This is a genomic window from Thalassobacillus sp. CUG 92003 (assembly GCF_013618635.1).
Taxonomy (GTDB): Bacteria; Bacillota; Bacilli; order Bacillales; family Halobacillaceae; genus CUG-92003.
In genome coordinates this window covers 329,000-342,516 of the sequence record NZ_JABLSJ010000004.1, presented here as the reverse complement: position 1 = coordinate 342,516, position 13,517 = coordinate 329,000, and the positions used below count along the sequence as shown (strand labels likewise).

Genomic DNA, 13,517 nt, shown 5'->3' with positions numbered 1-13,517 from the left:
GGGAGGACGATTATGATGATCCCTTTGTCAAAACCTGATATAACCTCGCTCGAAAAACAGTATGTGCAGGACGTTCTAGATTCTGGTCAGTTAAGCATGGGGAAGAAGACAGAGCAATTCGAACGTGCCTTCATAGATCGTTTCCACGCTCGTTTTGCTGTTGCGATGAACAGTGGAACCAGTGCATTGCATGTGGCGGTTAAATCGCTCGGGCTTACAGAAGGAGATGAAGTGATCACCACGCCATACAGCTTCATTGCTTCAGGTAATTGCCTCGTTTATGAAGGAGTGAAACCGGTATTCATCGATATTGACCCTCTGACACTCAATTTAGATCCTTCTCTGATTGAACGCTCTATCACATCCAAAACGAAAGCCCTATTAGTCGTACATATTTTTGGTCAGCCATGCAACATGGATGCCATTATGGCCATTGCTAAACAGCATCATTTAGTTGTGATCGAAGATGCTTGCGAAGCAATAGGAGCAGAATGGAAAGGAACCCCAGCTGGCTTGATTGGTGACGTGGGCGTTTATGCATTTTATCCAAATAAACAAATAACAACCGGAGAAGGCGGCGTGCTTGTAACCAACCGGGAGGATATTTATGAAATAGCTTCCGCCTTGCGTAATCAAGGGAGAAACGCCAGCAGTGCATGGCTTGAACATGACCATATCGGTTATAACTACCGGATGTCCGAATTACAGGCTGCAGTCGGAGTCGGCCAGATGGAACGGCTTGACAGTATTTTGCAAAGAAGAGAACGCGTGGCCCAGCATTATTTCACACTCCTCTCCCGATATAAGCTCGCTGTTACCACGCCACTGATTGATTCGAATTGTAAAATCAGTTGGTTTGTGTTCATTGTCATTCTGCCTGAATCGAAATCGAGGCAGGCAGTTATTCAGTATCTTTCTGACCATGATGTGCAAGCAAAGCCCTATTTTCCATCTATTCATCTGCAGCCAAGTTTTCAAAAAAAGTTCGGCTACCCGAAAGGCAGTTTTCCTCACAGTGAGGCCATGTCAGAACGGACATTAGCGATTCCATTCTATACGAATTTAACGCAGACAGACCAAGCGAAGGTTATTGACACATTAAGTCGCGCCCTTAAAACGTAGGCTTTAGTGATGGCGCATATATAACTAAGGAGGCAGAAAGGGGTGTACATCACTAATTCTTCATAAAAGGAGCTTAGGCATGACTTTTCAAATAGCAGATAACACAATCAGTGAGCATCACCCGGTTTTTATAATTGCAGAAATAGGGATTAATCATAATGGTTCGGTGTCCCTTGCCAAGCAACTGATAAAGCGGGCGAAAGACGCGGGTGCAAATGCCGTTAAATTCCAAACATATCAGGCAGAGAGTCTCGTGACAGCTGAGGGGGATGTTGCCGATTATCAAAAAGAAGCAGGTTTCACGAGTCAAAAGGAGATGCTCGAACACTATCAATTGACTGCTGCCCAGTTTGTTGAAGTGAAAGCTTATTGTGATAAGGTTGGGCTTATTTTTCTATCAACGCCGTTCGATATTGAGAGTGCGCAACGACTTGAGCAACTCGGGGTACCAGCCTACAAAGTAGGAAGTGGTGATTTGACGCATTACCCCTTGATCAAGCATCTTGCTTCCTATAAAAAGCCTCTCATCCTGTCAACGGGGATGGCCACTCTGGAGGAAATCAAAGCCATGGTTTCCATCCTCCCGACTGACACACCATTCGCTTTGCTTCATTGTACCTCAGCTTATCCCGCACCATATAAGGACCTCCATTTGCTAGTGCTCGAGAAATTAAAGAGCACATTCAATTGCATCGTCGGCTACTCGGACCATTCTCTTGGTTGTGACGTTCCTTTTGCTGCGACGGCACTTGGGGCCAAAATCATAGAAAAACACCTCACACTTGATCGGAACCTGGATGGTCCGGATCACGCAGCATCGTTGATTCCGGAAGAATTCACCCGAATGGTGAAAGGGATCAGGCGAATTGAAACCGCACTCGGAAGCGGGGTTAAACATGTCACGCCTTCCGAAATGAATACGAAAGCGGCTGTACGACGTGGCATTTATGCAGCTGCCGACTTGCCGGTCAATCATAGACTTACTGAAAAAGACGTCATGTACCTCCGCCCGAATAAAGGAATCGAAACAAGTGATTACCAAGCTGTACTCGGCTCTGCACTAAAGCGGAGCAAAGCACAGGGTGAACCGGTGTACTGGGAAGATCTTCACAGAAAGGATGACTGATGACAGCTAAACACATCATATGTTTTACGGGGACACGGGCTGATTATGGCATATACCGGCCGCTGTTATTAAAGTTGCAACAGGAGGAGAACATTCGATTACAGCTTGTTGTAACAGGGATGCATGTTTTGAAAGAATACGGATCTACTGTGGAGGGGATAAGAAAAGATGGCTTTGAAATCATTGCTAGCCCCTCGATATTATACAAAGGAGATTCAACGTGTGCCATGTCACAGTCGGTAGGTACGGCCCTATTGTACTTCTCCTCTATTCTGGAGCAGTTTACGCCGGATGGCATATTAGTGCTCGGTGACAGAGGAGAAATGCTTGCTGCGGCCATCTCTGCTCATTATCAAAACATCATGACCTTCCACCTGCACGGCGGGGAACAATCTGGATCGGCCGATGATGCGATTCGACATGCCATTTCGAAATTATCCCATGTTCATTTTGTAAGTACCCATCAATCAAAGCAACGCCTGATCGCCATGGGTATCGAAGGATCGTGTATTGTAACAACAGGCTCGTTACGAAAACACGATATCGTTAATGTCACCAGTGCAACGGCTGAAAAAATAAAGGGCTGGAAGCAAGCGTTTAAGATAGCTGAAGATAAACAAAGGGTTTTAGTCGTGATGCATCCAGATTCGAAAGAGTCGCTTCCCTTTGAAGAGCAGATTAATCATGTCCTGCAGGCGCTCATCCCATTCGATGGTCTCCAGTTATTCATTTTAGGAAGCAATAGTGACGCAGGCGGAGAGACGTTCACGTCGTGTATTCATGAAATGCTGTCGTATTATAAGGATGTAACGTATGTGGAGACACTATCTCCTGATGATTACTTGTTTTTATTGGCTAATGTTGATGTGCTGATCGGCAATAGCAGCAGTGGCATAATAGAAGCGCCGTTTTTCAATCTACCCTTCATCAATGTAGGGAACAGGCAGAAAAGCCGTGAACGAGGCACTCACGTCTGGGACGTTGATTATGACAAACGGCACATCCATCAGACATTAAAAATAGTCTTAAGCCAGTCTCCTGTTCAGTTTGCAAACCCGTATGATGTACTCGACTCTCCCCGTGACGTAATCGTCCAGGAAATAAAATCAAGGCTCTTTGGATAGGACGTTCACCAAGAAAGGTGCCTTCTAGACTAGATAAAGCATGATACAAAAAAATAGGCTTATCGAGAAAGTCTCGATAAGCCTGGATCATTCTGGCGTATTACATCTCATCTCTGTTTAGTCTCCAGTGCCGTTATTCGGGAAAAGGACCGGGCATTGTGGCGGCATAGTAGGAGTCGGACAAGCAGGAGTAGGAAGGATATCTCTTGGTTGACAGAAATCCGCTACTAATTCAAGTGTTACAGGGAACGTAGACTGAATGCTTTGGCACAATCGAACTGTAACTAGGGCGTCGAACGTGTCGTCAACTTCATCACAGTCAAACGTACAGATAAAGCAATCTAGATCCGTGTAAGAGACTTCAATCTCAGTACCTGTTGGCGCACACAAGATGAATTGTTCACAGCGGGAGAAGTCAAGAGGAAGCTCAACGACGCCATCTGCAGTTGGGAAAGAAAACGTAACGGTGAAGTTTTTACGGACTGTTACAAGTTGCAGTGTGATTTCGGCTCCATCAATAACGAATGGGCGATCTTCACGACTCAATACGTCGATTGGGTTATCTGGATCCGTTGGTGCTACTTCACATGTAACGGGCCCGATGATATCGTCACATGTTATGGTTTCCTCATCAACGGTTGGCAGATCTTCATCAACTAGCGTCAAATCAAATGACGCCTCGTTAAGAATCCAATCATAAACTTTAGATGTGTTAATACACAGGAGTTCTTGACCCCCGTTTAAATTGTTTGCTTGCATGTTTGCAAACACCTCCTAATTAGGGTTGATTTCTTACACTTGTAGCATATGATTAGAATGAATTATGGGTATAGTGAATCCGCATAATTTTTGAAATATTATGCTGTAAGAAATGCAACTGAATGTAAAATATGAGAAAGTTCTAAAATGACCAGAATCAAAAATTTTGAGTCATTTTCTTTATGTATATTTCAACAGGAGGGAAAGTGTACCTGTATCATGAAAAGCTAATTATCAAGCAGCTTGACTGCCAGGCTATAAAGTATGTTTTAAATATGGGCTACCTTTGAGGGGAGTGTTGTCATGTAAGCGAAGTGTTTTGACGGAGCGGTCATTGGACACCCCCCTAAAACACAAAAAATCCGAACGATTTCAGCGAAATGTTCGGATTTTTTGTGTTTTATTTAGGTTGGACCCAACCTCATTGATTGCTGTTGTAAATGAACAACGAGAGTTAACTTGACTCGTTTATTATTTCCATCCCTCAGGGAAGTTAGTTAATTCAATTCCCCACACAAGCGGCATTAAAAAGTATATAAAGAGTGCCAACACAATAATGGCTGTGAAATTCAACCATATTCCAACCTTAGCCATGTCCGGCATGCGTAAATAACCCGACCCGAAGACTACTGCGTTAGGCGGAGTGGCTACCGGAAGCATAAATGCACAGGATGCTGCAACCCCAGCCCCAATCATGACACTATAAGGATGCACATTGATCGCTGTTGCAAGCGACGCCATAATCGGGAAGATCATCGAGGCTGTTGCCGTATTGGAAGTGATTTCTGTCAGGAATATCACCAGACCTATAACCGCGAGTAAAATTATGAAGAAATTAACATTTTCCAGCACTGTTAATTGTTCACCGGCCCATTTTGCCAGTCCGGATTCCTCGAACCCTGCTGCAATCGCAAGGCCGCCGCCAAACAAGAGAAGAATGCCCCACGGCAGTCCCTTAGCTGTATCCCAATTCATGATCGCATCCCCTTTATATCGTTGAGAAGGTATGGCAAACAAGGTGATAGCAGCCGTAATAGCAATGACGGCATCATCGATTCCTTCATTAATCTCAGCTAAGAAAAACGAACGCGTAATCCAGGCAATAGACGTCAATGTGAAAATAGTGAGAACAACTTTTTCTTCAGGTGCCATTTTCCCAAGAGATTGTTTTTCTTCTTCTATTACCTTCTTTCCTCCAGGCAATTCTTTGACTTGCATCGTAAATGCGATTTTCACTAAGTAGAACCAGGCTATGGCTATAAATACGATCGCAATAGGAACACCGAACAACATCCATCTAGCAAATGAGATGTCGATATTGTAGATTTCGTCAACGGCGCCTGCGAAGAGTGTATTAGGAGGGGTCCCGATTAAGGTTCCCAATCCTCCAATGGAAGCGGAATAAGCGATACCTAGCATCAAAGCTTTGCCAAAGGGGAAATTTTCCGGTGAAGTGTCGATATGTTCATCGTTCTTTAAGCCTTCGGAAACTTGATAAATAATGGCGAGGCCGATGGGTACCATCATCATGGAGGTTGCGGTATTTGAAATCCACATGGATAGGAAGCCTGTTGCGACCATGAAACCTAAGACAATGCGTTCAGTACTTGTACCGATCCATGTGATGATGGTCAATGCGATACGTTTATGCAAATTCCAACGTTCCATGGCCAGGGCGATGATAAAGCCCCCCATAAATAAAAAGATGATGTCATTTCCATATGCCGAAGACGTCGGGCCGATTTCAAGTGCTCCCGTCAACGGAAACAAGACGATGGGTAATAATGAGGTTGCCGGAATCGGGATGGCCTCACTTATCCACCACGTGGCAATCCATAGCGTGGATGCTAATACGGCTTGCCCTTCCGGTGATAAATTTTCGGGCTGAAAAAAAAGTAACGCAAGTATAAATAATAGCGGTCCGAGTATGAGCCCGATCAATTGGCGCCTTCCATAGTGACGCGGTGTTTTTTGTCCCTCATCCTGTTGAACTGAAGTGTTCCGGTTCGCATCATCCTTCCAATTAGTGTTACCGTTTGCAAAAAAACGTAAGAGATCCAGTGCCTTATCATGCATCTCCCATAATGTGTTCCAAATCGACAATACGGATTGTTTCACGAATGTGCCTCCTCATCTAATAGGTTATAGTGACCGTTTTCCTTTTATTCAGCTCGTTAAACTCACCAAAAACTTCGTACTGCAAAGACTTCAGGAGGGAGACTCATGATTCAGCAGTGTGGGTTAGTGTGGGTTACACGTGGAAAGTCGGGCGTTCGTTCGCAGAGAACGTGTGGTAGTCACCTGCCCGTGCGCACAAAAAAAAATGTAGAGGAACACGAGGGTTCTCTACAAGCTTAAACCTTCCATAATGAGGGAGGTTTTTTTGTTTGCTATTCGTATCATTAAACGCTGATTAATAGCGCCAACATTTAATGGCCGATAGATCGCATGACGATTTCAAACAAAAACATCATCGCGATCAGCATCAAGGGAAGAGATACTTCCCGCTTTCTCCCCATCGCCGTTTTGACAATCGGATAGGCGATAAAACCAAACGCCATGCCATCCGCAATCGAATAAGTGAATGGAATCATTACGATGATAAGAAAGGCAGGCATAGATTCTGAAAGTTGTTCCATAGGGATTTCTTTAATCGATTGCACCATCAAAGCCCCCACAATAATTAATATCGGACTTATCGCTGATGCAGGAACCATAGAAATCCATGGAATAACAAATAAAGTCAACAGAAATAAACCAGCCATAACAAGTGCTGAACGCCCCGTTTTCCCGCCTGAAGCAATAACAGCAGCACTTTCTGCTGATGAAACAGTCGGAGAAGTGCCGAAGAAACCACTTGCAAGAGCTGAGAACGCAGTACTTTGGTAAGAACGCTTAAATTTATTTTCTTGATCAAGCATCGCTAGCTGGCCTTGGAGCAAGCCCATGTTTTCAAAAATCAGGACGAGCGCCAAAGGAAACATAGCCATCCAAAACGCAAAATCGCCTACTGCTGTGAAGGAAGGGAGCCATAACCATTGCTGGTTTGCCAGTGATATAGGAGCGCCTTTATCACCCAGCAACCCGAAGAATGATGCGATAACTGTTCCGCTTATCATGGTAAGCAAAAAGTTTCCGGGTACATTCCGGGTAAAGAGGAAGATCCCGATTGCTAGCGTCATGAGACTGGTGATGACTAAGCTTGATGATGGATCTCCTAAAGCAATCAGAGAATGCTCCCCTCTGACGACTATGCCGCCTTTTTCTAAGCCGATCAACGTTAAAAACAACCCTAAACCGACCGTGATGGCGTGTTTAAGCGAACTGGGGATGGCATTTTTTAACCATTCCCCTAATCGGGTGAAGGCAGTCACGAGGAAAATCATGGCTGAGATAAACACGACAGCCAATCCTTCTTGGTAGCTTAACGATGAGCCATTGACAATCGAATAAGCAAATAAAGCGTTGACGCCCATTCCTGGAATCAGAACCATCGGCGCTTTTGCGAACAAACCCAAAAGCAGGCAACCGATAGCACTGGCCATGATGGTTGCAACCATGCCGCTTTGCACAGGCATACCCGCATCATGAAGGATAGAACTGTTAACGGCAATGATATAGACTGTTGTAAAATAGCCAATAAGGCCGGCTAGCAGTTCTTTTTTCCATAATGGAGATATGGCTGATTGTTCCTTAAGCTTGTTCATGCCAAACTCCTTTATTAAATTGCATCCCTCTCCCACCCGATTACACGACGTAACCCACAACTCATTATTATAACGGCCCTAGAGTGCCTCCGCAAGATAAAACATCAAGTGAAAAGAACGGACACGTGCTACTTGTTATCGTAAGCGGTTTCTCGGTAGAATAGAAGTGTTGAGGAGGAGATACATATGAAGTTTCGATCTGTTTTTGACATTATCGGCCCTGTTATGATCGGGCCATCCAGTTCACATACAGCAGGTGCTGCTAGAATCGGCCGGGCTGCCCGTGATTTATTCGGCAGGGAACCAAAGTATGCTAACATCCATTTGTACGGCTCTTTTGCCAAAACATATAAAGGTCATGGAACCGATGTTGCGATTGTCGGTGGCATACTCGATTACGATACGTATGACCAACGTATCGGAAAATCATTGGAAACAGCTAAACAAAAAGGAATCCGGGTCCGGTTTCATGAAGAGGATGCCCATACAGACCACCCTAATACCGCACGTATCAAAATGGGTGACGATCAGGGAAGTATTGAATTGGTGGGCATATCGATCGGAGGCGGAAAAGCAGAAATAACAGAATTGAACGGGTTCGAACTACGCCTTTCAGGTAGTCACCCTGCCATTTTGTTGATCCATAATGACCGATACGGCGCCATTGCTTCCGTCACCTCCATTCTGGCGAAGCGCCAAATAAACATAGGACATATGGAGGTTTCCCGTAAAGAAGAGGGGCAAGAAGCGCTAATGGTAATCGAAGTCGATCAAAATGTTGACGATGACGTACTTGATGAATTGGAAAAAGCCGAACACATTGTCCAAGTTGCAAAAATATCTGAATAAAAAAGGGGATATCAATTATGTTTCGAAACGTAGCAGAACTGGTGGAATTAGCAGAAAGTGAAGGCATTTCTATATCGGAAGTCATGATCCGGCAAGAAATGGAAGTGAAAGAAAAATCGTATGAAGATGTCTTTGGGGAAATGGAACGCAACTTAGACGTCATGGAAAAAGCTATAGAGGACGGGCTCAAAGGTGTTGAGTCTCATAGTGGCATGACGGGGGGAGATGCGGTCTTGATACAGAAATATATGCAGGAAAAAGAACCGCTGTCCGGCCACCTCCTAATGGATGCCGTCAGTAAAGCAGTAGCAACGAATGAAGTCAATGCTTCTATGGGAACGATTTGCGCAACGCCAACGGCGGGAAGCGCTGGCTGCGTTCCCGGAACGCTATTTGCAGTAAAAAATAAATTGAATCCGACGCGCGAACAAATGGTTCGTTATTTATTCACCTCTGGCGCGCTGGGGTTTGTAGTAGCCAATAATGCTTCCATTTCAGGTGCTGCAGGTGGCTGTCAGGCTGAAGTAGGTTCTGCTGCCGGGATGGCGGCCGGAGCAATAGTCGAAATGGCTGGGGGTACACCGGCTCAGTCTGCGGAAGCTATGGCCATTACCATTAAAAATATGCTCGGTTTAGTCTGTGATCCGGTTGCCGGATTAGTAGAAGTGCCGTGTGTCAAACGTAATGCCATGGGAGCATCTAATGCAGTAGTTGCTGCAGACATGGCACTCGCAGGCGTTACAAGCAGGATTCCATGTGATGAAGTGATTGATGCGATGTACAAAATTGGTCAAACGATGCCGTCAGCTCTTCGTGAAACAGCTCAAGGCGGCCTTGCAGCTACACCTACTGGCCGCGAGCTCGAAGCTAAAGTATACGGTATTTCCTTGAAAAAAGAGTGAAAAACGTGCTGCATTCATCAGTCGATCACGTAAATGGTGTCGGGGATAAAATGGCAGAAACATTGCAAGAGATGGGGATTCATAGCATAGAGGATCTACTATTCTACTTTCCGTTTCGCCATGACTCTTATGAAGTGAAACCTATCACCGAAATTGAGCATGAGGAGAAGGCTACAATTGAAGGCATAGTCGTCGGAGAACCTTCTCTTTCCTACTATGGGAAGAAGAAATCTCGACTGACATTCACATTGCAAGTTGAGCAGTTTGCTATAAAAGCCGTCATGTTCAATCGGGCATTTGCAAAAAAACAGCTGCGGGATGGTGATGTTGTCACTGTTACAGGCAAGTGGGATCAACATCGATTACAAATCACGGTCACTCAATACAAAAAAGGAGAGGCTAAGAGTCAGGAACCGATTCAGCCTGTCTACTCATTAAAAGAAGACCTTAACTTGGCAAAAATGAGAAAAGTCGTGAAGCAAGCATTAGAAGATTTCGGTGAACATGTGCCTGAAATCCTGACTAAAGACATGCTGTTACAGTATAAACTGCCTAATCGGCTCAACGCCCTTTGGCAAATGCACTACCCTGACAGCCGGGAGTTACTGAAACACGCAAAACGGCGCTTTATTTACGAAGAGTTTTTAATCTTTCAGCTCAAGATGCAGCTGCTCAGAAAACTGAAAAGGGAAGCTACAGAAGGAAATGCTCAACAGTATGATAAAAACCGGTTGACTTCTTTTATCCAGTCATTTCCGTTCGAATTTACATCAGCTCAAAAAACGGCGTTAAACGAAATATTAATTGATTTGAAGTCTCCGTATCGGATGAATCGTTTGTTGCAGGGGGATGTCGGGTCCGGTAAGACAGCAGTAGCTGCGGTTGCGTTGTATGCTTCCATTACAGCGAATAAACAAGGCGCATTAATGGTTCCGACAGAAATATTGGCGGAACAACATTATGAATCATTCATCGATATGTTCGGTGATGCCATTCGTATAACCTTGCTAACAGGTTCCGTTAAAGGGAAAAAACGGGAAGCCATTCTTGAAAAAGTCCGCAACCACGAAACTGATCTCCTTATTGGCACCCATGCTTTGATCCAGGATGAAGTCGATTTCAATGATTTAGGTTTTGTGATTGTTGACGAACAGCATCGGTTTGGGGTTAAACAGCGTAGAACGTTGCGTGACAAAGGGTTGAACCCGGATGTACTGTTCATGACAGCCACGCCCATCCCCCGCACACTTGCTATAACTGCCTTCGGTGACATGGATGTGTCTGTCATTGATGAAATGCCCGCAGGCAGAAAAGCAGTCGAAACGCACTGGGCGAAAGGGAACATGATGGAGCGGGTGCTGCAATTTGTAAAAAAAGAAATTGAGCAAGGGTATCAAGCCTATGTTATCTGTCCTTTGATTGAAGAGTCGGATAAACTGGATATCCAAAACGCGGTAGATGTCCATAACCAACTGGCTGCTTTTTATGAACCCGACATCCAGGTCGGCTTGATGCACGGCCGCTTGCATAATGATGAGAAAGAAGAGGTCATGCAAGCGTTCGTCCGAAACGATTTCCAAATTCTCGTTTCAACTACTGTGGTGGAAGTTGGCGTAAACGTCCCTAATGCTACAGTTATGGTCATCTATGATGCGGAGCGATTCGGCCTCTCCCAGCTCCATCAGCTGAGAGGACGGGTGGGGAGAGGTCATGCGCAAAGCTATTGCATTTTACTGGCTGACCCGAAAGGCGACGTGGGAAAAGAAAGAATGCGCATCATGACAGAAACGACAGATGGATTCGAGTTATCAGAGCAAGACTTGAAATTAAGAGGACCGGGGGATTTTTTCGGAAAGAAACAAAGCGGTGTACCTGAATTCAAGGTAGGAGATATGGTACATGATTATCGAGCATTAGAAACGGCACGAAAAGATGCCCAAACATTGATCGCTTCTCGTCAATTGCAGGAGGATGACGAGCTCCGTCCGTTAAAAGACATCATCGCAAACGACATCCATCTGCAGGGAGAGGTGCTCGATTAAGATCGCAGTATGATCTCTCACGGCTGCTCATACGTAATATAGTGGGCACCCCGCCTTTCTTTTAATGCGTGTCAAAACGGAGGTTTTCACATGAACTACTATGTAACAATCGATATGGAAGGCATTACCGGCATTCCGGATGATACATTCGTCGATTCCAGCCAGCGTAATTATCCGCGTGGGCAGAAATTGATGACAGCAGAAGCCAACGCTGTGGTTGAACAGATTGTCCAGTCAGGTCATGAAGAGGTTGTAGTCAATGACAGCCACTCTAAAATGAACAACATCTTAATAGAAGATTTGCATCCAGAAGCTCGTTTGATTACAGGAGACGTCAAACCGTATTCGATGATGCAAGGACTCGAAGCATCCTACAGCGGAGCATTTTTCTTGGGCTACCACGCCCGTGCTGGCCAACCGGGGGTGTTGTCGCACTCAATGGTATCTGCTGTGAGAAACTTTTACCTTAACGATCATATCGTAGGAGAGCTGGGTTTAAATGCTTATCTGGCGGGTTATTATCGCGTTCCAGTGCTAATGGTATCAGGCGATGACCAGACGGCTCAGGAAGCTTTAAGCTTGATTCCGAATATTACGACAGCCGTTGTCAAAGAGAGTATGTCTCGGTCTTCCGTCAAAACGCTTCATCCAAAGCGGGCGGCCCAGTTATTATCAGAAAAAACACGACAAGCATTGGCCAATAAAGAAAGGGTCAAACCGCTAGTCCCGCCTGAAAAGCCGGAGTTGAAAATTGAGTTCTGTCATTATGGTCAAGCGGAATGGGCAATGTTAATGCCTGGAGCTGTCATCACCCCGGGTACGACTACTGTAGCGTTTCAAGCTTCGGATATGTTAGAAGCGTATCAAGCCATGCTTGTGATGACCGAATTGGCTTCTCGCGCATCGTTCAGTTGAATACGTTGTGATGACTGAAGGAGGAGTAAAGATGATCCTGCCAAAGAAACTGAACGCCGGAGATACGATCGGGGTGATAGCACCAGCCAGTCCCCCAAATATGGAACAAACGTATCGTGCCACTCAATTTTTCGAACAATTAGGCTTACACGTACGGTTAGGTAAGCATATATCCCGTGTTAAAGGCTATTTAGCCGGGTCGAAAAAACATAGATTACGAGATTTTCATGAGATGGTTGCTGATCCTGCTATCAAAGGTATATTTTGTGCGGGCGGAGGGTACGGCAGCGGTCAGTTAGTAGATGAGATAGATTATAGGTTAGTGCGGCAAAACCCAAAAATAATCTGGGGATACAGTGATATTACATTTTTACTTACCGCGTTGCGACTAAAAAGTGAGCTCGTCACATTTCACGGACCGATGCTCGGTTCGGATATCGGCAAGCGTGATTTTCACGATTTATCCAAACAATCGTTCAACCAACTTTTTTCCCCTCAAGTCCTACATTACGACAATACCATTTCCGATCTCTGGGTGCTTTCAAAAGGGGAGGCTACCGGAAAGTTGGTGGGCGGCAATCTCTCCTTAATTGTGCAAACACTTGGGACCGACTATGAGATTGATTGCCATAATGCGCTATTGCTCATTGAAGATATTGATGAAGAGCCTTACCGCATAGACGGCATGCTCAATCAGTTGCGCTTGGCCGGGAAATTAGCTGATGCAGCTGGTGTAGTCGTCGGCGATTTCAAAAATCCTTTTCCCACAAATGAGAAGCCATCGCTTACGTTACAAGAGGTCTTATATGAATACTTAGCTCATCTTCATAAACCCGTAATGGGCGGATTTCTGATCGGCCATTGCCAGCCTCATTTTTCAGTGCCATTAGGTATTCAAGCCGAGCTTTCAACAGTGAAGCAGTCTTTGAGGATACAGCCGGGTGTTCGAAACAATTGACACACGCTGCCTA

The 13,517-nt window shown here is 45.1% G+C and carries 11 protein-coding genes; 8 read left to right on the top strand and 3 right to left on the bottom strand.

The window, feature by feature from the left end:
- Nucleotides 1-12 precede the first annotated feature (12 nt).
- From HOP45_RS08510 to neuC, 3 genes are all read left to right on the top strand, one after another.
- Entirely contained in the window at nucleotides 13-1,122 is a 1,110-nt protein-coding gene (locus HOP45_RS08510) for a DegT/DnrJ/EryC1/StrS family aminotransferase (RefSeq protein ID WP_181348837.1), read from the top strand.
- Between the two features lie 79 nt (nucleotides 1,123-1,201).
- The gene (locus HOP45_RS08505) at nucleotides 1,202-2,248 is read left to right on the top strand and encodes an N-acetylneuraminate synthase family protein (RefSeq protein WP_181348836.1); all 1,047 of its coding nucleotides are present in this window, start codon (nucleotides 1,202-1,204) and stop codon (nucleotides 2,246-2,248) included.
- Entirely contained in the window at nucleotides 2,248-3,372 is a 1,125-nt protein-coding gene (gene neuC, locus HOP45_RS08500) for a UDP-N-acetylglucosamine 2-epimerase (protein ID WP_181348835.1), read from the top strand. Before HOP45_RS08505 ends, neuC begins: the two co-directional genes overlap by 1 nt.
- Before the next feature lie 117 nt (nucleotides 3,373-3,489).
- Here the strand turns inward: neuC and HOP45_RS08495 are convergent, their stop codons facing one another.
- The 3 genes from HOP45_RS08495 to HOP45_RS08485 form a co-directional block, all read right to left on the bottom strand.
- Nucleotides 3,490-4,131: a BMQ_0737 family morphogenetic spore coat protein gene (locus HOP45_RS08495; protein ID WP_181348834.1), complete on the bottom strand. Its 642-nt coding sequence runs from the start codon at nucleotides 4,129-4,131 to the stop codon at nucleotides 3,490-3,492.
- 471 nt (nucleotides 4,132-4,602) lie between these two features.
- The gene (locus HOP45_RS08490; protein ID WP_181348899.1) at nucleotides 4,603-6,207 is read right to left on the bottom strand and encodes an SLC13 family permease; all 1,605 of its coding nucleotides are present in this window, start codon (nucleotides 6,205-6,207) and stop codon (nucleotides 4,603-4,605) included.
- 353 nt (nucleotides 6,208-6,560) lie between these two features.
- Nucleotides 6,561-7,838, bottom strand: coding sequence for an NCS2 family permease (locus HOP45_RS08485; RefSeq protein ID WP_181348833.1), 1,278 nt, complete (start codon nucleotides 7,836-7,838; stop codon nucleotides 6,561-6,563).
- A gap of 186 nt (nucleotides 7,839-8,024) precedes the next feature.
- Between HOP45_RS08485 and sdaAB the strand changes: the two genes are divergently transcribed.
- From sdaAB to HOP45_RS08460, 5 genes are all read left to right on the top strand, one after another.
- On the top strand, nucleotides 8,025-8,687 hold the full coding sequence (gene sdaAB / locus HOP45_RS08480) for an L-serine ammonia-lyase, iron-sulfur-dependent subunit beta (RefSeq protein WP_181348832.1): 663 nt from the start codon (nucleotides 8,025-8,027) through the stop codon (nucleotides 8,685-8,687).
- Nucleotides 8,688-8,704: 17 nt separating this feature from the next.
- Nucleotides 8,705-9,589, top strand: coding sequence for an L-serine ammonia-lyase, iron-sulfur-dependent, subunit alpha (sdaAA, locus tag HOP45_RS08475; RefSeq protein ID WP_181348831.1), 885 nt, complete (start codon nucleotides 8,705-8,707; stop codon nucleotides 9,587-9,589).
- A 5-nt stretch (nucleotides 9,590-9,594) separates the two neighbouring features.
- On the top strand, nucleotides 9,595-11,631 hold the full coding sequence (recG, locus tag HOP45_RS08470) for an ATP-dependent DNA helicase RecG (protein ID WP_181348830.1): 2,037 nt from the start codon (nucleotides 9,595-9,597) through the stop codon (nucleotides 11,629-11,631).
- Between the two features lie 90 nt (nucleotides 11,632-11,721).
- Entirely contained in the window at nucleotides 11,722-12,546 is an 825-nt protein-coding gene (locus HOP45_RS08465) for a M55 family metallopeptidase (RefSeq protein ID WP_181348829.1), read from the top strand.
- Nucleotides 12,547-12,577: 31 nt separating this feature from the next.
- The gene (locus HOP45_RS08460; RefSeq protein WP_181348828.1) at nucleotides 12,578-13,504 is read left to right on the top strand and encodes a S66 peptidase family protein; all 927 of its coding nucleotides are present in this window, start codon (nucleotides 12,578-12,580) and stop codon (nucleotides 13,502-13,504) included.
- The last annotated feature ends 13 nt before the right edge of the window (nucleotides 13,505-13,517 follow it).